Source organism: Falsiroseomonas ponticola, from assembly GCF_016805305.1.
Taxonomy (GTDB): Bacteria; Pseudomonadota; Alphaproteobacteria; order Acetobacterales; family Acetobacteraceae; genus Falsiroseomonas; species Falsiroseomonas ponticola.
In genome coordinates, this window is sequence record NZ_JAERQN010000001.1 from 180,876 (window position 1) to 199,736 (window position 18,861).

Below are 18,861 nucleotides of genomic sequence, written 5' to 3' on the forward strand. Positions count from 1 at the left end.
TCATCATGGCCCGCCTCCCCTACCTCACCCGCGCCGACCTCCCCGATCACGACCAGGACCTGCTGAAGCGCGATATCGCACTCAACCGCCTGCTGGCGCACAGCCCCGGCCTGGCGCGCGCCTTCACCGGCCTCGCCATGCATATCCGCCACGCCAGCCGCCTGGATGCACGGCTGCGGGAACTCGCGATCCTGCAGATCGGCTGGCTGGCGCGCAGCCCCTATGAATGGTCGCACCATGTCCGCATCAGCCAGGATTTCGGCTGCACGGAGGCCGATATCCGCGCCATCGGCGTGGAGACCGCCGGCGGCGATTCCGCGCTGGAGCCGCTGGCGAAGCTGGTGCTGCAGGGCGCGCGGGAGATGTGGCACGGCCCCGCCATGTCCACCGCCACCTTCGACGCGCTGCGCCCGCATTTCGATGCGGAGGCGCTGGTGGAACTCACGCTGATCATCGCGACCTATTGCGGCCTGGTGCGCTTCCTCGGGACCATGGAGATCGACGTGGAGCCGGACTACATGCCCTATCTCCTCGCGCATCCCCTGCCCGCATGATCGCCACGCAGGTCCCGGGCGTCTTCCACCGCCGCGTCGGCGAGATCCTCGTCACCGCGCTGCATGACGGCCACCAGGATGCGCCCGTCTCCTCGATGGATGGCATCGGCGCGGAGGAGGCGACGGCGCTGCTGGCCGCCTCCTTCCGCCCGGCGCGGCGCACCGCGGTCAATGCCTTCCTGATCCGGCATGGCAGCCGCATCGCGCTGGTCGATGCGGGCCTCGGCCAGGGCGTGCGTCCCACCGTCGGCTTCGTCGCGCAGCACCTGGCCGAGGCGGGCGTCGCGGCGGCCGCAGTGGACACGCTGCTGATGACGCATCTGCATCGCGACCATTGGGGCGGCATCGCCGACAGCGCGGGCAATGCCGCCTTCCCGAACGCTACGCTCCACGTCCATGCCGATGAACTCGCGCATTGGGACAGCGACGAGGCGATGATGCGCCTGCCTGACCCCGCCCAGCGCCAGGCCATGTTCATCGAGACGCGCAACCGCCTGCGCCCCTATCGCGACCGCATGGCGCCGTTCACGCAGGGCGAGGTCTTCCCCGGCGTCACCGCCATCCCGCTGCCGGGCCACACCCCCGGCCATACCGGCTTCATGGTGTCATCGCAGGGAAAGTCCCTGCTGATCTGGGGCGACATCGTGCATGTCCCGGAAGTGCAGATCGCGCGGCCCGAAGTCACGATGAAGGTGGATACCGACCCGGCGCTGGCCATCGCCACGCGCCGCCGCATCCTCGACCAGGTCGCGACGGACCGGCTCGCCATCGCGGGCATGCACCTGCACTTCCCCGCCTTCGCGCATGTCGCGCGCGAAGGCTCCGGCTATCGCCTGGTGCCGGATGCCTGGACGCTCGACCTCGACGGAGACACGCCATGATGCGCTGGATCGACCTGGACGGCGCCGCGCTGCGCTACCACGACACGGGCGGCGATGGCCCCGTGCTGCTGCTGCTGCATGAGATGGGCGGCAGCCTGGAAAGCTGGGACTTCATGCTGCCGCTGCTGGCACCGCGCTGCCGCGTGCTGCGCTATGACCAGCGCGGCGCGGGCCTGTCGGAAAAGCCGCGCACGCCGCTGACCATGCCCGCGCAGGGCAATGACGCGGTCGCGCTGCTGGATGCGCTCGGCATCACGCAGCCCGTCGTGACAGTGGGGATGGCGGTCGGCGGCGCTCTCGCGCTGCACATCGCCGCCGCGCATCCCGGCCGCGTCCGCGGCGTCGTCGTCTCCTCTCCCGCCACGGGCGTGAACGAAGCCGCTCGCGTCGCGCTGCTGGCCCGGGCGCAGGAGATGGAGACGAAGGGCGCCCGCGCCGTCGTCGATACCGGCCTTCAGACGAGCTACCCGCCCGCCATGCGCGGCGATGCCGAACGCTTCGCGCATTGCCGCGCCTCGCGCCTCGGCGTCGATCCCGCCGGCCAGGCCGCCACGGCGCGGATGCTGGCCGATCTCGACATGACGGCCGACCTCGCCAGCATCGCCTGCCCCGTGCTGGTGCTGGCCGCGAAGCATGACCTGACTCGGCCGCCGGAACGCGTGAGGCCCGTAGCCGAGGCCATCGCCGGCGCCGAGCTCCGGGAGGTGGAGAGCGGCCACTTCATGGCCATCCAGACCCCGGAACTGATGGCCGACGCCGTGCTCGGCTTCCTCGACCGGCTCTAGGAACGCACCAGCCGCCCCGGCCGCGCCCCCGTCTCCGCGCCACGCTCCATGATGGGCACGCCGGAGACGAGGGTCATGTCGTAGCCATCCACGCGCTGCACCAGGCGGCGGCCGCCGGCGGGCAGGTCGTAGATCATCTCCGGATGGTGCAGGCGCAGCCCGTCCAGGTCGATGACGTTGATGTCGGCCTTAAGGCCGGGCTTGAGGCGCCCGCGATCATGGAAGCCGAAGAAATCCGCCGTGCCGCTGGTCTGGCGCTGCACCACGAATTCCAGCGGCAGGCGATCGCCGCGCTGGCGATCGCGCGTCCAATGCGTCAGGCCGAAGGTCGGCATGGAGGCATCGCAGATCACGCCGCAATGCGCGCCGCCATCCGACAGCCCCACCACCGTATGCGGGTCCTGCAGCAGCCCGTGCAGGCGATTGAAGTCGCCGCCGACATAGTTGACGACGGGGAAATACAGCATCCGCCCGCCATCGCCGCCCGTCAGGTAGTCGTAGCAGAAGGCCACGGGGTCCTGCCCCGCCGCGGCGGCCATCGCGGCCATGCTGCGCTCCGGCGGCGGCTCGTAGTCCGGCGGGTCGCCGAGGGCGAACATCTGGTCCCAGCGCGTCGCGATCTGGCGCGACAGCGGCGGCACCATATGCAGCAGGCGCGGAGACGCCTCCTCCGCCAGGATCTTCGCTCGCACCGCCGGTTCCCGCAGTTTTGCGAGTTGCTCCGCCGGCGGCAGATGCGCCAGTTCGTGAAAGCTTTCACGCAGCGCGAAGGGGTTGAGCGAGGTGGTCAGGCCGAGGATCAGCCCGACCGGCCGCGACGCCACCTGCGCCGCCAGCGGCAACCCATCCGCCCGCGCCGCGCGGACATGGCCGAGCAGCCGCTGCAGGCGCCCGGGGTCCGCGTTGCGATCCGTCAGCAGGAACCACACCGGCCGCTGCGTGCTGGCCGCCACCTGGCGCAGCCAGGCGAATTCCGCGGCCTCATCCTCGAAGTCGCTCAGCATGCCGAAGGTGCCGCGGCCCGAACGGCCGATGGCCTGGCCGATCGCCAGCAATTCCCGATGCTCCGCATAGCGCGCGGGCACCAGATCGCCCGTCGGCGTCTTGTGCTGGTCGGTGCGGCTGGTGGTGAAGCCGAAGGCGCCGGCGCGCAGTGCCTCCTCCGTCAGCCTGGCCATCTCCGCGATGTCGTCATCCGTCGCGGCCTGGCGGTTCAGCCCGCGCTCGCCCATGACGTAGACGCGCAGCGGGTGGTGCGCGACCTGCGCCGCCACATCGATGGTGCGCGGCATGGCGTCCAGCGCATCGAGATACTCTGGAAAGCTCTCCCAGTTCCACTGCAGCCCCTCGGCCAGCGTGATGCCGGGAATGTCCTCCACGCCTTCCATCAAATCGATCAGCGCCTGGTGATCGCGCTTGCGCACGGGAGCGAAGCCAACGCCGCAATTCCCGAACAGGATCGTCGTCGCGCCATGCCAGACGGAGGGGGCGAGCACCGGGTCCCAGGTGGCCTGCCCGTCGTAATGCGTATGCACATCCACCCAGCCCGGGGCGACGATGCGGCCTTCGGCCTGCACGTCGCGTTTCGCGGGGCCCGCCTTGCCGCCGACCTGCGTGATGCGGTCGCCATCGATCGCCACGTCGCCGGTGAAGCGGGGCGCCCCCGTGCCGTCCACGATGGTGCCGCCGCGGATGACCAGGTCGTGCATGAAGGCTCCTTGCCAAGGATCGAGGTTGTCCGGACAATGGCCCCGGCCGCGCGGGATGGCAACGGGGATCGGGGACCGATCCTCCGGCTGTGACCGGGGCGACGGGGGAACAGACCAATGGCGATCGAACGGCGCGACATCCTGCTCGGCACCATGGCCATGGCGGCCGGTGCACCGCTGGCCACCCCCGCCCTGGCGCAGCCGCGCGCCGGCCGCACGCTGCTGCTGGCCGCACCCGGCGCGCCGGAGGGTTTCGACGGCGACGCGCTGCGCCCCGGCACGCAGGAAACCGTGGTGCAGGTCTATGAGGGGCTGACGCGCTATGGCCGCGTGATCCGCGACGGCCGGCCCTATCTGAACCCCGATGTCATCGAAGGCCATCTCGCCGAAAGCTGGACGACCTCGCCGGACGGCAAGACCTGGGTCTTCAAGCTCCGCCAGGGCGTGCGCAGCTTCTTCGGGAATGAGATGACGGCGGCCGATGTCGAATGGGGCTGGGCCAAGTCCTTCGCCCAGCGCCGCACCGGCGCCTTCATCGCCAATGTCTCCAACGTCACCGCCGTGAAGGCGATCTCGAAATACGAGGTCGAGTTCACCCTCTCCGCCCCCAGCATGATCCTGCTGAGCGCGCTCACGCTCTACCTGCCGGCGGTCTATGACAGCACGGAGGTGAAGAAGCACGCGACGCCGGAAGACCCCTGGGCGTTGAAGTGGATGGAGACGAACACGGCGGGCTTCGGCGCCTATCACCTGGAATCGATCCGCGCCGGCGAACAGGCCGTCTTCGTCGCCAACCCCAACTATTTCCGCGAACAGCCCTACTTCACCCGCGTCGTCTATCGCGCCGTGCCCTCCGCCGCGTCGCGCATCACGCTGCTGCGCAGCGGCCAGGTGCAGTGGATCCATCGCCCGCTGTTGCAGCAGGTGGCGGAGCTGCGAAGCGACCGCCGCGTGAAGACGCAGGACAGCTTCGGCCGCACCATCTCCTCCGTGCGGATGAATGTCCGCTTCCCGCCCTTCGACAACAAGCTGGTGCGCCAGGCCTTCAACTATGCCGTGGACAAGCCGGCGCTCATCCAGGGCGTCTTCTTCGGCTTCGCGGAACAGGCGCGCTCCATCGTCCCGCCCATCGTCGCGGGCTACGACCCGAGCTTCTTCAACTACGATTACGATCCCGCCAAGGCCCGCGCGTTGCTCGCCCAGGCCAACTTCAACTTCGACCAACAGGTCGAAATCCTCTACTCCCAGATCTTCAACTGGGAGGAGCCGATGTCGATCCAGGTGGCCGCCCAGCTCCAGGCCGTGGGCGTCAAGGCGCGCGCCGTGCGGATCAGCGACAGCGACATGCGCGCCCGCGGCGCCCCCAACCGCCAGGACATGCCGATGTTCTCCTTCGAGGACGGGCCCATCGTCCTCGACCCCGTCTATGCCACCTTCCTGCTCGCCCATTCGCAGGGCGTCTCCAACCGCGCCCGCTTCGCCGATCCGCGCATGGATGCGCTGATCGACGAGGCGCGCCAGACGCTGGACGTGCCGCGGCGGAACGAGCTGATGCGCCAGGCCCAGCAGCTCTGGATGGAGGAGGCGCCCTGGATCGTCACCGTCTATCCCACGGTGTGGGAGGCGATGGCCGGCAACATCTCCGGCTGGTGCCCGCATCCGGATGAGCATGAGCGCTGGTACGATCTGAAGGTGGCCTGACGCACCCATGCCGATCGGGCGGATGCTGGCGCGGCGCCTGGTCCTGGTGGTGCCGCTGCTTTTCGTGATCCTGCTGGGCACCTTCATGCTGGTGCGCCTCAGCGGGCAGGACCCCGTGGGCCTGCTGGCCGGCCCCACCGCGACGGCGGCGGAGATCGAGCTGGTGCGCGCCTCGCTCGCGCTCGACCAGCCGATCTGGGTGCAGTTCGGCGTCTATCTCGGCAAGGTCGTGCAGGGCGATCTCGGCGCCTCCTGGCTCAGCAACCGGCCGGTGCTGGCGGAGATCCTGGACCGCGCGCCGGCAACGCTGGAGCTGATGGCCTGGGGCGTGCTGATCGGCGCGGGCATCGGCATCCCCGTGGGGCTGCGCGCCGCCTTCCGGCCCGACCGTGCCTTCGACCAGCTGAGCCGCTTCTTCTCCCTGCTCGGCTTCTCCGTGCCGACCTACTGGCTCGGCCTCATCATGCTCTTCGTCTTCTTCTACCTGCTGGAATGGGCGCCGCCCGGCATGGGGCGCATCAGCCTGTTCCTGGAACCGCCGCCCCGCGTCACCGGCAGCTACCTGATCGACGGCCTCATCGCCGCCGACTGGGAAGTCGCCTCCTCCGCCGCCTCGCAACTCATCCTGCCCGTGCTCTGCGTCGCCATCATCTCCGCGGCGCCGATCATCAAGCAGACCCGCGCCATCGCGCTGGAGGTGCTGGCCAGCGACTATATCCGCTACGCCCGCGCCCAGGGACTGCCGAAGCGGGAGATCCGCGCCATGGCGCTGCGCAACAGCGCCACGCCCATCGTCACCTTCATCGGCACGGAGATCACGGGCCTGGTCGGCACCACCTCCCTCATCGAATACGTCTTCGCCTGGGGCGGGCTCGGGCAATACGGGCTGTCGGCCATCATCGCGGGCGATTTCGCCGCGGTGCAGGGCTATGTGCTGATGCTGGCGCTCTTCTCCGTCCTCGTCTTCCTGGTGGTCGATATCTACGTCACGCTGACGGAGCCCCGCGCGGCATGAGCGCCACCATCGCCTCCCCCCGCTGGGTCCGGCGCATCGGCGGCATCTCCCGCCGCAGCCCGACTCTCGCGGCCGGCGTCTTCATCATCCTGGGCTTCGCGGTCATGGCCGTGCTGGCGCCCTGGATCGCGCCCTTCGACCCGGAATTCGCGCAGCCCCGCAACGTGCTGGCCGCGCCGGGCGGCGCGCATCTCATGGGCACCGACGGCAACGGGATGGATGTCTTCTCCCGCGTCATCGCCGGCGCGCGCTGGGCCTTCGGCATCGCCATCCCCGCCGTGCTCGTCGGGCTGCTCGCCGGCGTGCCGCTCGGCCTCTATACGGGCTATCGCGGTGGCTGGTTCGATGAGATCGCGATGCGCTTCTTCGATGCGCTGCGCGTCTTCCCCTCCATCATCCTGGCCCTCGCCGTGGTCGCCGCGGCCGGTCCCTCGCTGCTCAACGTGGTGCTGGTGATCGGCTTCCTCGACAGCCCCGTCTTCGCCCGGGTGGTGCGGGCGGAGGTGCTGGCGCTGCGCCATTCCACCTTCGTCGAAAGCGCCGTCTCCGCCGGCAATCCGACCTGGCGCATCCTCTTCGTCCATATCCTGCCCAATGCCCTGCAGGGCGCCATGGCGCAGACGGCGGTGCGCGCGGCCTGGGCCGTGCGCATCAGCGCGACGCTGGCCTTCCTCGGCGTCGGCATCCAGCCGCCGACGCCGGAATGGGGTGCGATGATCCGGCAGGGCGCGGAATATCTCGTCACCGGCCAGTGGTGGGTCGGCGTTTTCCCCGGCATCGCACTGATCCTGATGGTGCTCGGCCTCAACATGCTGGGCGACGGCTTGCAGGACCTGCTCGATCCGCGGCGGAAGGCAGCCACGCGATGAGCCTTCTGCGCGTGGAGGATCTCCACACCCACTTCATCTCGCGCGACCTGGACAACGAGATCCAGGTGGCGAAGGCGCTGAACGGCGTCTCCTTCTCCCTCGATGCCGGGCGCATCCTGGGCCTTGTCGGCGAAACCGGCGCCGGCAAGTCGCTCACCGCCACCTCCATCATGGGCCTGCTCCGCCCGCCCGCGCGCATCATGGGCGGCCGCGCGCTGTTCCAGGGGCAGGATCTGCTCGCCATGCCGGATGACGACCTCAACGCGCTGCGCGGCCGCGACATCGCGCTGGTGGTGCAGAGCCCGAAATCCTCGCTCGATCCCCTGTCGCGCATCGGCGACCAGCTCATCCGCATCCGCCGCGCCCATCGCGGCGGCTCGGTGGCGGAGGCGCGGGAGAAGGCCATCGCGACGCTCGGCGCGCTCGGCATTCCCGATCCCGCGCGGCGCATGCAGGCCTGGCCGCACGAACTCTCCGGCGGCATGGCGCAGCGCGTGCTGATCGCATTGGCGCTGATGAACGAACCGCGGCTGCTGATCGCGGATGAGCCGACCACGGGCCTCGACGTCACGGTGCAGGCGCAGATCCTGGACCTGCTGCGGGACCTCGTGCGGCGCACCGGCATCGCCGCCATGATCATCACGCACGACCTCGGCGTGGTCGCGCATTACTGCGACGAGATGGCGGTGATGTATGCCGGCGCGATCGTCGAAAGCGGCCCCGTCCGCCAGGTCTTCCGCCGCCCCGCGCATCCCTACACCGTCAACCTGATCGGCGCGACGCCGGAGCGCCTGCGCCTCGGCGCGACCCGCACCGTGGGCGGCCCGCCGCCCAACCTCCGCGCCCTGCCGCCCGGCTGCCCCTACCAGGATCGCTGCCCGCAGGCCGGGGCGGATTGCACCACCACGCCGCCCGACGTGGCCCTTGGCGAGGGCCATGTCGCGCGCTGCCACCGGGTGGCGGCATGACCGCCCCCGTCCTCGAAGTCGAAGGCCTGGTCAAGCATTTCGACGTCTCGCGCCAGGTGAAGGTGCATGCCGTCAACGGCGTCAGCTTCTCGATCCGGGAAGGGGAGACGCTCGGCGTCGTCGGCGAAAGCGGGTCCGGCAAATCCACCATCGGCCGCAGCGTCATCCGGCTGCTCTCGCCGACCGGCGGCACCATCCGCTTCCGCGGGCGTGACATCACCAACCTGCCCGAATCCGCCTGCCGCCCGCTGCGCGCGGAGATGCAGATGGTGTTCCAGGACCCCTGGTCCGCCCTCAATCCCCGCATCCGCATCGGCGATCTCATCGCCGAACCGCTGAAGCTGCACACCAGGCTCTCCGCCGCCGAGCGGCGCGACCGCGCCGAAGCCCTGGCCATCCGCGTGAGGCTCACGCCCGAACTCCTTACGCGCTTCCCGGCCGAACTCTCCGGCGGCCAGCTCCAGCGCGTCTGCATCGCCCGCGCCATCGCGACCAGCCCCAAGCTGATCGTGCTGGACGAACCCACCTCCTCCCTCGACCTCTCCGTCCGCGCCGGCATCCTCGACCTGCTGGCGGAGCTGAAGGCGGAGACGGGCGCGGCGATGATGTTCATCAGCCACGACCTCGGCACGGTGAAGCTGATCAGCGACCGCATCCTCGTGCTCTATCTCGGCAGCGTCGTGGAATATGCGCCGACGGCGCAGGTCTTCGCCGACGCCGCGCATCCCTATTCGCAGGCGCTGATGTCGGCGCATCTGCCGGCGGACCCCGACGCCGTGCTGAAGCGCCACGTGCTGCAGGGGGAGATCCCCTCGCCCATCAACCTGCCGCCCGGCTGCCATTTCGCCAGCCGCTGCCCCGTCGCGGTGCCGCGCTGCCGCACGGAAACCCCGCGCCTCGATGCCGTCGCGGGCGATGCCGCGCATCGCGCCGCCTGCCTGCGCATCGCGGAAGGCGCCAACCGGATTCCCGCGCTGGAGGATGCCCATGGATGAGGCGACGCTGCGGCGCGAGTTACTGGCCGCCTACCACATCCTCGATGTGCACGGGCAGAATGCCGGCATCGCGGGCCACCTGACCGCGCGCCAGCCCGGCGGCGAGACCTTCTGGTGCCATGGCTATGGCCAGGGGTTCGAGGAAGTGCGCGCCGACGATCTCCGCCATGTGGACATGGACCTCAAGGTCCTCCACGGCGGGAAGATCAACCCCTCCCTCGTCATCCATACCGGCCTCTACCGCGCGCGACCCGATATCGGCTGCGTCATCCACACCCACAGCCTGAACGCCGTGATGCTGACGGCCACAGGTACGCCGCTGCTGCCGCTGTTCCAGTCCGCGCTGATGTTCCATGAGGATTGCGCCCTGCATGCGGAATATGGCGGCATCGTCGATACGGTGGAGACGGGCGTGGAGCTCGCCGCCGCCCTCGGCCCGCGCCGCGCCCTCCTGCTCGCCAATCACGGCACGCTCGTCGTCGGGCGCAATGTGCGGGAGGCCGTGCACTGCGCCATCATGCTGGACGACGCCTGCCGCATCCAGCTCGGCGCCATGGCCGCCGCCGCGGGCAAGCCGCTGTCGCTGGTCGATGACGCCACGGCGCAGGAGGCGAAGCGCTTCCTGCTCTCGGACAAGGTGCTCGGCCTGCGCTGGGACCACTACCTCCGCCGCGCCATCGCCGCGCGGCCCTGGCTGGCGGCGGAGCTCGCCAGCATCGCCCGACTATAATTCGACGCTGATCGTCACCCCCAGCCGCGCGGCCAGGTCCTTCTTGTCCAGGTCCGGGCCCCGCGCCTCATTGCCCTGCACATGCTGCAGGTCCCGCGCCGTGTCGCGCCGGATGGCGATGATCAGGCTCGTCGCATCCACCAGCGCCAGCGGGAATTCATGCCAGGTGCCGAGGTGCAGCATCAGCCCCGCGCTGCCGTCGAAGACCAGCGCGCGCGCCTCCTCCAGCACCGGCACCTCGCCCTCCCCGGGCGGCGCCAGCACCATCAGGAAGGGCCGGCCGCCGAGGGGGAAGAAGCTCTGCGTGTGCAGGAAGTGGCGCTCCATCCACACCGCGCGCAGCGGGCGGCGTTCCAGCGTGGCGACGGTGAATTCCAGCGTGTCGTCGGCCACGAAGCGGCCGGGTTTCCGCAGCGCGACGCGATCGCCATAGAAGGGGCTGCGGATCACCGGCGTGGGCGCGGTCGGGCCCATCAGCGTGCCGAAGGGCGCGACATTCTCCGCCGTCGCCGCCTCGGCCCTCAGCGTGATCACCCGCATCGCCCGCTCCCCGTTGCGGGGGCAGGATAGCCGTCAGCGCGCCGGCGTGAAGCGCGTCCAGCCCGGGACCTCCGCGGCGAGGTTCACCTCACGCCACTTCGGGTGCCGCGGCGGCCGCAGGAAGGCGTCGAAGCGCTCCGCCAGCGCGTCCACGAAGCGGGAGACCTTGCGATGCCGCTCCGTCCCCGGCGCCCAGGCATAGACGGCGAGCACCGCGCCCACCGCCATCGTCTCCATCCCGCCTTCCGGCACCAGCGCGGGATAATCCGCGCGCTCGAACCGCGCGGGCAGGTAGGTGTCGAGCAGCGCGGGCTCCGCCGGCAGCGGCAGCAGGCGCAGCCCCTCCTCCGGCCGGACGCCGGCAAACAGCCGCGCGGGCTTGCCCGCGACATAGACCAGCGCCGCGATCTCGCCACGCCGCAGCCGTTCCAGCGCGGCGTCCTGCGGCGCATTCTCCTCCCGCACCCGCAGGCCGAGCGCGTCGAAGACGAGGGACGCCGTCATCGCCGTGCCGCTGCCCGGCAGGTCCACATTCACGGCCTTCCCCGCCAGGTCCTGGACCGAGGCAATGCCCGGCGCGGCGAGGATGTGGATCTCCTCGTCATACAGCTTGCAGACATACTGGATCAGCCGCTCGACGGAGGGGAACAGCCGCTCCCGCCGCGCATAGGCCAGGACATCGGACTGCACGATTCCGAGGTCCACGCCCCGCAGCACCATGATGTCGGCGATGTTCTGCACGCTGCCGCGGCCGATCATGGCGATGACGCGCAGCCTCTCCGCATCGTCCAGCACCGCGGCCAGGTCGGCGGCGATGCGGATATAGGTGCCGTCCACGCCACCCGCGACGATGCCGACCGTGCCGGCATTCGCCCGCGCCGCCATGGCGTTGAGCAGCGCCACGGGGTTGCCCTGCGCCAGGGCGGGCGCGGCCAGCAGCGTGGCCGCCGCGGTCAGAAGGCTGCGTCGTCGCGTCATGGGCTCTCCCGCCTTGCGGCGCCGAGTTCGGCGGCGCGTTGCTGCCAGAAGGCGGCCTGGGCGGCATCGGGGCGGATGCCGCGCGCGCCGAGCGCGGCCAGCACCGCCGCATCGAAGCTCCGCGCCATGGCGGCGGCCCCTTCCGCGCTGCCGGCCTGCGCCGCGCGGCCGAACAGCAGCCGCGCGCCGGAAATGTCGCCCTGCGCCATCATCGCCTGGCCCCGGGCCAGCAGCGCCTCGACCAGGCGGGGGTCGAGCGCCGCCACGCGGGGCGCGGCCGCCGGCTCGGCCCGCGGCGCCTCCGCCGCCAGCGCCGGCAAGCGTGCTTCCTCCGGCTCCGGTACCGGCTCCGCGCGCGGCATCTCCGCCGCCAGCTCCGGCAAGCGTGCTTCCTCCGGCTCCGGCATCGGCTCCGCGCGCGGCGTCTCCGCCGCCAGGTCCGGCAACCGCGCCTCCTCCGGCTCCGGCATCGCCTCGGCGCGCGGCGTCTCCGCCGCCAGGTCCGGCAAGCGTACTTCCTCGGGTTCCGGCATCGGCTCGGCGCGCGGCGCCTCCGCCGCCAGATCGGGCAGCCGCGCTTCCTCCGGCTCCGGCATCGGCTCGACGCGCAGCGCCTCCGCCGCCAACTCCGGCAGCGGCGCTTCATCGGGCTCCGGCATCGGCTCGGCGCGTGGCGTCTCCGCCGCCAACGCCGGCAGCCGCGCCTCCTCCGGCTCCGGCACCGGCTCGGCGCGCGCCCCGGACTCGGCGCCGTAGCTCGCGACCAGCGCCGCCAGGGCGCGGTCGAAGGCCGCCAGATGGGCACCGCCCTCCGCCGGCGCCTCGCCGTCGCTCCCGGCCTCCCCGGCCAGCACCGCCGCCTGCGGCATGGCGGTGGAGGATGCCTCCGCCGCCCGGGGCACCGGCCCCTCCGGCATCATCACCGCCAGCCCCAGGCCGAGTCCCGCCACGCCCAGCCCACCGAGGCCCGCCATGCGCCACCGCCCCCCATGCCCCGGCGGCTCGACCGGGGCGGCGGGGGCCGGCGTCGTCAGCGCCCGTTGCAGCGCGCCCATCCAGGCATCGCCGCGCGGCAGGCTGAGCGGCGGCAGCGCCGCGAAGGCCTCCTCCAGCCGCCGCGCCAGGCCGGGCAGCGCGGCTTCCTCCAGCACCAGGTGCAGGATCGGCAGATGGCCGGAAAACACCTGGGGGAAGCCCGCCACGGCCAGGCGGTGCCGCAGCGCCGCCACCGTCTCCATCGCCTCGCGCGGCGATGGCGGCGCGGCACCCGTCCAGGACAGGTCGAGCAGCGCGACGCCGCGCCCGGGATGCAGCAGCGCCACGCGCCGCTCCGGCGGCCTGGCGCCATCCGGCAGGCCCGCGAGGCTGCGGCCCGGCAGGGCCAGCCATTCGGGCGCCAGCGCCTGCCAGCCGATTACCGGCTCCCGGCGCTCCACCAGCCGCGCCTGCCCCGCCATGCCGATCGTCCCCTTCCGCCGGACAGATCAGCACGACTGGCCATTAAAATACTTTATACAATCGAGTGATCGGACCCCTATCCCGCCGGGGACAGCACATGGATCACCCGGCTGGCGATCATCTCCCGCACCTTGGCGCCGTAGGCCGCCATATGCGGCGCGGCGGCGTGGGCGGCCAGGTGCGCGGGGCTTTCCCATTTCTCCACCACCACGAAGCTGTCGGGGCCGAGCTTGGTCTGGATGGCGCCGATCCCCTCCGCATCGATGGCCGGGCCGTATTCGATGCAGCCTTCCTCCGCATGCACCGCCGGCATATTGGCGCGGAAGGCCTCCAGCACCGCCTCCCGCATCCCGGGCTTCGTCGTGATGATGGCGAGGACGTGGATCACGCGGCGCTTCCTTGCTTGGACAGGCCGGAAGGCTAGGCCCGGCGGAAGCGCTTCGCCAGCGGGGCCAGCACGCGTTCCACCAGCGGGATCAGCGCGAACCCCGCCACCAGCCCGACCACGCCGGCGAAGGCCGCGCCCGCCAGCCAGCCCAGCGCGCCACCCACCCCCGGCACCGCCCCCGCCGCGGCGGAGAGGTCGTGGGAGAGATGCCCCGGCCCCGCCACGCCGAATTCCTCCAGCCCATGGATCAGGATGCCGCCGCCGACCCAGACCATGGCCGCGGTGCCGACGATGCTGAGCAGCTTCAGGAAGGGCGGCATGCCCTTCACCAGGCCGCGCCCCAGCGCGCGCGCCGCCGGCCGCAGACCGGCGGGCAGCCGCATCGCGATGCCTTCCTCCCGCGCCAGCGCCACGCCGGCATCGTCCGCCTTCACGATCAGCGCGACGGCGCCATAGACGACGACGGTGATGCCGATGCCGACCACGGCCAGGATCGCCGCCTGCGCCAGGAAGCCGCTTTCCGGGATGGAGGAGAGCGCGATGGCCATGATCTCGGCCGAGAGGATGAAGTCCGTCTGGATGGCGCCGGCGACGCGCGCCTCCTCCAGCGCCGCCGGGTCGGCCGGCGCGGCGCCGACCGCTTCCTCATGCGCATGGGCGGCATGGGGGCGGATGGCTTCCAGCACCTTCTCCGCCCCCTCGTAGCAGAGGAAGGCGCCGCCCAGCATCAGCAGCGGCGTGATGGCCCAGGGCGCCAGCAGGCTGAGCGCCAGCGCCGCCGGCAGCAGGATCAGCAGCTTGTTCTTCAGCGACCCGATGGCGATGCGCCGGACGATCGGCAATTCGCGGCTGGCCGCGAAGCCCACGACGTAGCGCGGCGTCACCGCCGCGTCGTCGATGACGACGCCCGCCGCCTTGGCCCCCGCCTTGCCCGCCTGGAAGGCGACATCGTCCAGGCTGGCGGCGGCGACCTTCGCCAGCGCCACCACATCATCCAGCAGCGCGATCAGGCCCGTGCTCACGGCATCTCCGGCGGCGTCGTTTCGCCTGCCCTGCCGTGGCCGGCGCCGCGCGTCAATGAAAAGCCGCGTTTGCGGACCTCACATCCAAGGCTAGGTTGCCGGGCATGACCCACCGAATCCGCCTCGGCATGCTCACCCCCTCCTCCAACACGGTGCTGGAGCCCGTGACCCAGGCGATGGTCGCGGGGCTGCCGGAGGTCTCGGTCCATTTCGGCCGCTTCAAGGTGACGGAGATCGCGCTCAGCCCCTCCGCCCTCGCCCAGTTCGACGACAGCGCCATCCTGGCGGCGGCGGAGCTGCTGGCCCATGCGAAGGTGGACTGCATCACCTGGAACGGCACCTCCGCCACCTGGCTCGGCTTCGAGACGGATCAGCGCCTCTGCGAGCGCATCACCGCCGCCACGGGCATCCGCGCCACCACCTCCATCCTCGCGATGAACGAGGCGCTGGACCGGCTGGGTGCGAAGAGCCTCGGCTACGTCACGCCCTATACCGACGACGTGCAGGCGAAGATCGTCGCGCAGTATGCGCGCCACGGCCTGGCCTGCCGGGGCGATGCCCATGCCGGCATCCGCGACAACTTCGCCTTCGCGGAGGTCACGGAAGACCAGCTGCGCGCGATGACCCGCGCCGTGGCGGCGGAGCGCCCGGACGCCATCGCGGTGGTCTGCACCAACCTCCGCGCCGGCCCGCTGGTGGCGGAACTGGAAGCGGAGCTCGGCATCCCCATCCTCGACAGTATCGCGACCGCGGTGTGGAAGAGCCTCTCGGTCGCGGGCCTCGACCCCGCCCGCGTCCAGGGCTGGGGCCGGCTGTTCAGCCTGTGACGCGCCTGCTACTGGTCAACCCCAACACCAACACCCGCACCACGGCGGTGATGGCGGCGATCGCGCAGCGCGCGGCGCCGGAAGGCGTGGTGGTGGAGGGCGCGACGGTCGCGACCGGCGCGCCGCTGCTGGACGATCCGGCAAAGCTGGCGGAGGGCGCCCAGGCCGTGCAGGCGCTGCTCGGCGCGACCGACCTCTCCCCCTTTGCCGGCGTCATCGTCGCCGCCTTCGGCGATCCCGGCTTGGCCGAAAGCCGCGCCGCCGCCCCCGTGCCGCTCACCGGCATCGCGGAGGCCGCGATGGCGGAAGCCGCGGCGGCCGGCCGCTTCGTCATCGTCACGACGACGGGCCTGTTGAAGCCCGCCATCGATGCCCGCGTGGCGCAGTACGGCCATGCCGCGCGCCATGCCGGCACCTTCCTGACGGAGGGCCCCGCCGCCGCGCTGATGGCGGAGCCCGCCCGGCTGGAGGCCGCGCTGGAAGCCACCGCCCGCGCCGCGCTGGCCGAAACCGGCGCCGACGCCATGATCATCGGCGGCGGCCCGCTGGCCGCGGTGGCGGAAGCGCTCCGCCCACGCTTCGCCGTCCCGATCATCGAGCCCGTGCCCGCCGCGGTACGGCTGGCCGTCCGAAGGGCCGCACCACGCTGAGACGGGCGATTCAGGCTTTTCGGCGAAGCCGCCTCAAGCCATCGCACGTCACTCCGGCTTGATGTTCCCGGCCTCCACCACCCGCTTCCAGCGCGCGATCTCGCCCGCCTGGAAGGTGGCGAATTCCTCCGGCGTGTCGCCGCCGATATCGAAGCCGGCCTCGACCAGGCGCTGTGCGGTCGCGGGCACGCGCAGCGCGCCCATGAAGCTGTCCCGCACCCGCTCCACCAGCGCGGGCGGCATGCCGGGCGGCCCGCCCAGCGCCTGCCAGGAATAGACGACGAAGTCGCGCAGCCCCGCCTCCTGCCCCGTCGGCACATCCGGCAGCACGGGCGTGCGCTGGGATGCCGTGACCATCAGCGCCTTCAGCCGCCCGGACTGGATGTGGGGGATGACGGCGCCGAGGTTCTGGAAGGAGATATGCGTGGTCCCCGCCATCAGGCTCGTCATGGCCGGCCCGCCCCCGGTGTAGGGGATATGCGCCATCTCCGTGCCCGTGGCCTGCTTGAACATCTCCGCCGTCAGGTGGTCCGAGGAGCCGACGCCGGAGGAGGGGTAGCTGGCCGTGGCCGCGTTCCGCTTCATCCAGTCGATGAGGCCCGCGAAATCCTGCATCGGCACCGCCTGCGGGTTCACCACCAGCACGTTCGGCGTGCGCACCGTGACGGTGATGCGCGTCAGCTGCGTCGTCGGGTCGTAGCCGAGGTTCGGCCGCAGCGCGACGTTGATCGCCCAGGTGCTGATCGGCGCATGCATCAGCGTGTAGCCATCCGGCGCCGTGCGGATCACCTGCCGCGCGCCCACTTCCCCGGTCGCCCCCGGCCGGTTCTCGACCACGAAGGGCCGGCCCAGCGTCTGCTGCATGTGCTGGGCGGCGATGCGGGCGATGAGGTCGGAGGGCCCGCCCGTCGCGAAGGGCACCACGATGGTGACGGCGCGGGACGGCCAATCCTGCTGCGCGAGCGCGGGCCGGATGAAGGCGGGCGCCGCGAGGGCGCCCATCAGCGTACGGCGATACATCGTTCTTGTTCCTCCCTGTGATTGATCGCTTCTCACGACGGTCCAGGCCCGTCTCGGGCCTGGCGGATGGGGTGTGGGGAAGGCAGCGCCTTCCCCACGGACCTCACCGCCCCTTCGCCGCCCGCCACCCCTTGAACTCCTCCAGATTCGCCGGATTGGTCGCGGGGTACAGCCCCACGATCGTCCGCCCCTCCGCCACCTTCTCCGCCACGAAATCCTCATAGGCCGTCATCTCGGTCGCCTCGGTCGCGATCTCGTCCGCCAGATGGGCGGGGATGACGATGACGCCGTCGCAATCCCCCACCAGCACGTCCCCCGGGAAGACCGGCGCATCGCCGCAGCCGATCGGCACGTTGATGTCGATGGCGTGGTTCAGCGTCAGGTTGGTGGGGGCGGAGGGCCTGGTGTGGAAGGCCGGGATGCCGAGTGCCGCGATCTCCGCGCTGTCCCGGAAGCCGCCATCCGTCACCACCCCCGCCACGCCGCGCGCCTTCAGGCGGCCGACCAGGATGGCGCCGGCGGAGGCCGCGCGCGCGTCCTTCCGGCTGTCGAAGACCAGCACATGGCCCGGCGGGCAGGCCTCGATCGCCTTGCGCTGCGGGTGGTTCGGGTCACGGAAGGCTTCCAGCGTGTTCAGGTCCTCCCGCGCCGGGATGTAGCGGACGGTGAAGGCCTCCCCCACCATGCTCTCCGTCGGCGTGTGCAGCGGCAGCGGGCCCTGGATCATCTGCGTGCGGAAGCCGCGCTTGAACAGGGCGGTCGCCAGGGTGGCGGTGCTCACCTTCCGCAGTCTGTCACGGGTCTCGGGGCTCAGGGCCATGATGCGTTCCTCAACGGGGCTTCGTTGCCCCTTTCATGCACATGGTCGGGCCGGATCGTGAACCCCGTCCAGCCCCGGCGGACCTCCTGGCCCTTCCCGCCGCGCCCGTGATGCGGGACACTCGCCCCCGATCCCAGCGCGAGACCCCTCCCATGAACATGGCCTCCCCTTTTCCTCCCCTTGGCCCCATCCCCGCCGGCATCAGCGAGGAGGAATGGAAGATCCGCTGCGACCTGGCCGCGCTCTACCGGCTGGTCGCGCATCACCGCATGACGGACCTGATCTACACCCATATCAGCGCCCGCATCCCGGGGCCGGAGCACCATTTCCTCATCAACAGCTACGGCGTGATGTTCCACGAGATGCGCGCCAGCGACCTGGTGAAGATCGACGTGGACGGCAACATCCTGGAACCGGAGGGCCGCAGCGGCCTGCATGTGAACGCCGCCGGCTTCACCATCCACTCCGCCATCCACATGGCGCGGGAGGATCTGGTGGCGGTCATCCACACCCACACCGCCGCCGGCATCGCCGTCTCCGCCCAGGAACACGGGCTGCTGCCGATCAGCCAGCACGCGCTGAAATTCTACGGCTGCCTCGCCTATCACGGCTATGAGGGCATCGCGCTCGACCTCGATGAGCGTGATCGCCTCGTCGCCGATCTCGGCCCGCACAAGGCGATGATCCTGCGCAACCACGGCCTGCTGGTCGGCGGCACCTCCATCCCCGATGCCTGGAACCAGATCTACTACCTGGAGCGCGCCTGCCAGGCGCAGGTCGCCGCGCTGGCCGGCGGCGCCAAGCTGGTGCTGCCGCCGGAGGAAGTGCGCCTCAAGACCGCGCAGCAATTCGCGCCGAAGGACCCGCCGAGCCCGCACATCAACCTGGCCTGGGAAGCCTCGCTCCGCCTGATCGAGAAGGACCCGGTCAGCTACCGGAGCTGAACGCCGT

General features: G+C 71.2%; 20 protein-coding genes. 12 read left to right on the forward strand and 8 right to left on the reverse strand.

All coding sequences use genetic code 11. From position 1 onward, the window contains the following. Positions 1 to 5: 5 nt before the first annotated feature. Genes JJI54_RS00850 through JJI54_RS00860 form a run of 3 tightly spaced genes read left to right on the forward strand, consistent with a single transcriptional unit; the run spans position 6 to position 2,220 of the window. A complete protein-coding gene (locus tag JJI54_RS00850; RefSeq protein ID WP_203070006.1) occupies positions 6 to 554 on the forward strand; it encodes a carboxymuconolactone decarboxylase family protein in 549 nt (182 codons plus the stop codon). Next, positions 551 to 1,435: an MBL fold metallo-hydrolase gene (locus JJI54_RS00855; RefSeq protein ID WP_203070008.1), complete on the forward strand. Its 885-nt coding sequence runs from the start codon at positions 551 to 553 to the stop codon at positions 1,433 to 1,435. Before JJI54_RS00850 ends, JJI54_RS00855 begins: the two co-directional genes overlap by 4 nt. Next, entirely contained in the window at positions 1,432 to 2,220 is a 789-nt protein-coding gene (locus JJI54_RS00860; protein ID WP_203070010.1) for an alpha/beta fold hydrolase, read from the forward strand. The genes JJI54_RS00855 and JJI54_RS00860 overlap by 4 nt, the downstream gene beginning before the upstream one ends. Here the strand turns inward: JJI54_RS00860 and JJI54_RS00865 are convergent. Continuing rightward, positions 2,217 to 3,929: an N-acyl-D-amino-acid deacylase family protein gene (locus JJI54_RS00865; protein WP_203070012.1), complete on the reverse strand. Its 1,713-nt coding sequence runs from the start codon at positions 3,927 to 3,929 to the stop codon at positions 2,217 to 2,219. The genes JJI54_RS00860 and JJI54_RS00865 overlap by 4 nt on opposite strands. Before the next feature lie 117 nt (positions 3,930 to 4,046). Here JJI54_RS00865 and JJI54_RS00870 point away from each other — a divergent pair, with 117 nt between their 5' ends. Genes JJI54_RS00870 through JJI54_RS00895 form a run of 6 tightly spaced genes read left to right on the forward strand, consistent with a single transcriptional unit; the run spans position 4,047 to position 10,207 of the window. Beyond that, complete coding sequence (locus JJI54_RS00870) at positions 4,047 to 5,630, forward strand: ABC transporter substrate-binding protein (RefSeq protein WP_203070014.1); 1,584 nt, start codon at positions 4,047 to 4,049, stop codon at positions 5,628 to 5,630. 7 nt (positions 5,631 to 5,637) lie between these two features. Then, complete coding sequence (locus JJI54_RS00875; protein WP_203070016.1) at positions 5,638 to 6,645, forward strand: ABC transporter permease; 1,008 nt, start codon at positions 5,638 to 5,640, stop codon at positions 6,643 to 6,645. Further along, positions 6,642 to 7,514, forward strand: a complete 873-nt coding sequence (locus tag JJI54_RS00880) for an ABC transporter permease (protein ID WP_164694689.1) — start codon at positions 6,642 to 6,644, stop codon at positions 7,512 to 7,514. Before JJI54_RS00875 ends, JJI54_RS00880 begins: the two co-directional genes overlap by 4 nt. Further along, entirely contained in the window at positions 7,511 to 8,482 is a 972-nt protein-coding gene (locus tag JJI54_RS00885; RefSeq protein WP_203070017.1) for an ABC transporter ATP-binding protein, read from the forward strand. Before JJI54_RS00880 ends, JJI54_RS00885 begins: the two co-directional genes overlap by 4 nt. Continuing rightward, positions 8,479 to 9,477: an ABC transporter ATP-binding protein gene (locus JJI54_RS00890; RefSeq protein ID WP_203070025.1), complete on the forward strand. Its 999-nt coding sequence runs from the start codon at positions 8,479 to 8,481 to the stop codon at positions 9,475 to 9,477. The genes JJI54_RS00885 and JJI54_RS00890 overlap by 4 nt, the downstream gene beginning before the upstream one ends. Then, complete coding sequence (locus JJI54_RS00895) at positions 9,470 to 10,207, forward strand: class II aldolase/adducin family protein (protein WP_203070027.1); 738 nt, start codon at positions 9,470 to 9,472, stop codon at positions 10,205 to 10,207. The genes JJI54_RS00890 and JJI54_RS00895 overlap by 8 nt, the downstream gene beginning before the upstream one ends. On the opposite strand, the gene JJI54_RS00900 is transcribed toward JJI54_RS00895, so the two are convergent. The 5 genes from JJI54_RS00900 to JJI54_RS00920 all read right to left on the reverse strand — a co-directional run bounded on the left by JJI54_RS00900 (position 10,202) and on the right by JJI54_RS00920 (position 14,593). Continuing rightward, positions 10,202 to 10,747, reverse strand: coding sequence for an ureidoglycolate lyase (locus tag JJI54_RS00900; protein ID WP_203070029.1), 546 nt, complete (start codon positions 10,745 to 10,747; stop codon positions 10,202 to 10,204). The genes JJI54_RS00895 and JJI54_RS00900 overlap by 6 nt on opposite strands. Before the next feature lie 33 nt (positions 10,748 to 10,780). Next, positions 10,781 to 11,725, reverse strand: a complete 945-nt coding sequence (locus JJI54_RS00905; RefSeq protein ID WP_203070031.1) for a TAXI family TRAP transporter solute-binding subunit — start codon at positions 11,723 to 11,725, stop codon at positions 10,781 to 10,783. Beyond that, a complete protein-coding gene (locus JJI54_RS00910) occupies positions 11,722 to 13,182 on the reverse strand; it encodes a hypothetical protein (protein ID WP_203070033.1) in 1,461 nt (486 codons plus the stop codon). The genes JJI54_RS00905 and JJI54_RS00910 overlap by 4 nt, the downstream gene beginning before the upstream one ends. Before the next feature lie 77 nt (positions 13,183 to 13,259). Beyond that, entirely contained in the window at positions 13,260 to 13,571 is a 312-nt protein-coding gene (locus tag JJI54_RS32535) for a putative quinol monooxygenase (RefSeq protein ID WP_203070035.1), read from the reverse strand. A 32-nt stretch (positions 13,572 to 13,603) separates the two neighbouring features. Further along, positions 13,604 to 14,593, reverse strand: coding sequence for a DUF808 domain-containing protein (locus JJI54_RS00920; RefSeq protein ID WP_203070037.1), 990 nt, complete (start codon positions 14,591 to 14,593; stop codon positions 13,604 to 13,606). A gap of 104 nt (positions 14,594 to 14,697) precedes the next feature. Between JJI54_RS00920 and JJI54_RS00925 the strand changes: the two genes are divergently transcribed. Both JJI54_RS00925 and JJI54_RS00930 read left to right on the forward strand, forming a co-directional pair. Then, positions 14,698 to 15,420 (forward strand): maleate cis-trans isomerase family protein, encoded by a 723-nt coding sequence (locus JJI54_RS00925; protein WP_203070039.1) that lies wholly within the window; start codon positions 14,698 to 14,700, stop codon positions 15,418 to 15,420. Then, positions 15,417 to 16,070, forward strand: a complete 654-nt coding sequence (locus tag JJI54_RS00930) for an aspartate/glutamate racemase family protein (RefSeq protein WP_203070041.1) — start codon at positions 15,417 to 15,419, stop codon at positions 16,068 to 16,070. Before JJI54_RS00925 ends, JJI54_RS00930 begins: the two co-directional genes overlap by 4 nt. A gap of 48 nt (positions 16,071 to 16,118) precedes the next feature. On the opposite strand, the gene JJI54_RS00935 is transcribed toward JJI54_RS00930, so the two are convergent. Both JJI54_RS00935 and JJI54_RS00940 read right to left on the reverse strand, forming a co-directional pair. Beyond that, a complete protein-coding gene (locus JJI54_RS00935; RefSeq protein WP_203070043.1) occupies positions 16,119 to 17,090 on the reverse strand; it encodes a Bug family tripartite tricarboxylate transporter substrate binding protein in 972 nt (323 codons plus the stop codon). A 103-nt stretch (positions 17,091 to 17,193) separates the two neighbouring features. Continuing rightward, complete coding sequence (locus tag JJI54_RS00940) at positions 17,194 to 17,910, reverse strand: ribonuclease activity regulator RraA (protein WP_203070045.1); 717 nt, start codon at positions 17,908 to 17,910, stop codon at positions 17,194 to 17,196. Positions 17,911 to 18,062: 152 nt separating this feature from the next. Between JJI54_RS00940 and JJI54_RS00945 the strand changes: the two genes are divergently transcribed. Next, on the forward strand, positions 18,063 to 18,854 hold the full coding sequence (locus JJI54_RS00945) for a class II aldolase/adducin family protein (protein ID WP_203070047.1): 792 nt from the start codon (positions 18,063 to 18,065) through the stop codon (positions 18,852 to 18,854). Positions 18,855 to 18,861 lie beyond the last annotated feature (7 nt).

Bases quoted from the DNA above. Each gene is read 5' to 3' on its own strand.
- JJI54_RS00850 (WP_203070006.1), top strand. From the start codon at position 6: ATGGCCCGCCTCCCCTACCTCACCCGCGCCGACCTCCCCGATCACGAC.
- JJI54_RS00940 (WP_203070045.1), bottom strand. From the start codon at position 17,910: ATGGCCCTGAGCCCCGAGACCCGTGACAGACTGCGGAAGGTGAGCACC.
- JJI54_RS00875 (WP_203070016.1), top strand. From the start codon at position 5,638: ATGCCGATCGGGCGGATGCTGGCGCGGCGCCTGGTCCTGGTGGTGCCG.
- JJI54_RS00855 (WP_203070008.1), top strand. From the start codon at position 551: ATGATCGCCACGCAGGTCCCGGGCGTCTTCCACCGCCGCGTCGGCGAG.
- JJI54_RS00925 (WP_203070039.1), top strand. From the start codon at position 14,698: ATGACCCACCGAATCCGCCTCGGCATGCTCACCCCCTCCTCCAACACG.
- JJI54_RS00910 (WP_203070033.1), bottom strand. From the start codon at position 13,182: ATGGCGGGGCAGGCGCGGCTGGTGGAGCGCCGGGAGCCGGTAATCGGC.
- JJI54_RS00880 (WP_164694689.1), top strand. From the start codon at position 6,642: ATGAGCGCCACCATCGCCTCCCCCCGCTGGGTCCGGCGCATCGGCGGC.
- JJI54_RS00870 (WP_203070014.1), top strand. From the start codon at position 4,047: ATGGCGATCGAACGGCGCGACATCCTGCTCGGCACCATGGCCATGGCG.
- JJI54_RS00890 (WP_203070025.1), top strand. From the start codon at position 8,479: ATGACCGCCCCCGTCCTCGAAGTCGAAGGCCTGGTCAAGCATTTCGAC.
- JJI54_RS00860 (WP_203070010.1), top strand. From the start codon at position 1,432: ATGATGCGCTGGATCGACCTGGACGGCGCCGCGCTGCGCTACCACGAC.
- JJI54_RS00895 (WP_203070027.1), top strand. From the start codon at position 9,470: ATGGATGAGGCGACGCTGCGGCGCGAGTTACTGGCCGCCTACCACATC.
- JJI54_RS00865 (WP_203070012.1), bottom strand. From the start codon at position 3,929: ATGCACGACCTGGTCATCCGCGGCGGCACCATCGTGGACGGCACGGGG.
- JJI54_RS00885 (WP_203070017.1), top strand. From the start codon at position 7,511: ATGAGCCTTCTGCGCGTGGAGGATCTCCACACCCACTTCATCTCGCGC.
- JJI54_RS00945 (WP_203070047.1), top strand. From the start codon at position 18,063: ATGAACATGGCCTCCCCTTTTCCTCCCCTTGGCCCCATCCCCGCCGGC.
- JJI54_RS00900 (WP_203070029.1), bottom strand. From the start codon at position 10,747: ATGCGGGTGATCACGCTGAGGGCCGAGGCGGCGACGGCGGAGAATGTC.
- JJI54_RS00905 (WP_203070031.1), bottom strand. From the start codon at position 11,725: ATGACGCGACGACGCAGCCTTCTGACCGCGGCGGCCACGCTGCTGGCC.
- JJI54_RS00935 (WP_203070043.1), bottom strand. From the start codon at position 17,090: ATGTATCGCCGTACGCTGATGGGCGCCCTCGCGGCGCCCGCCTTCATC.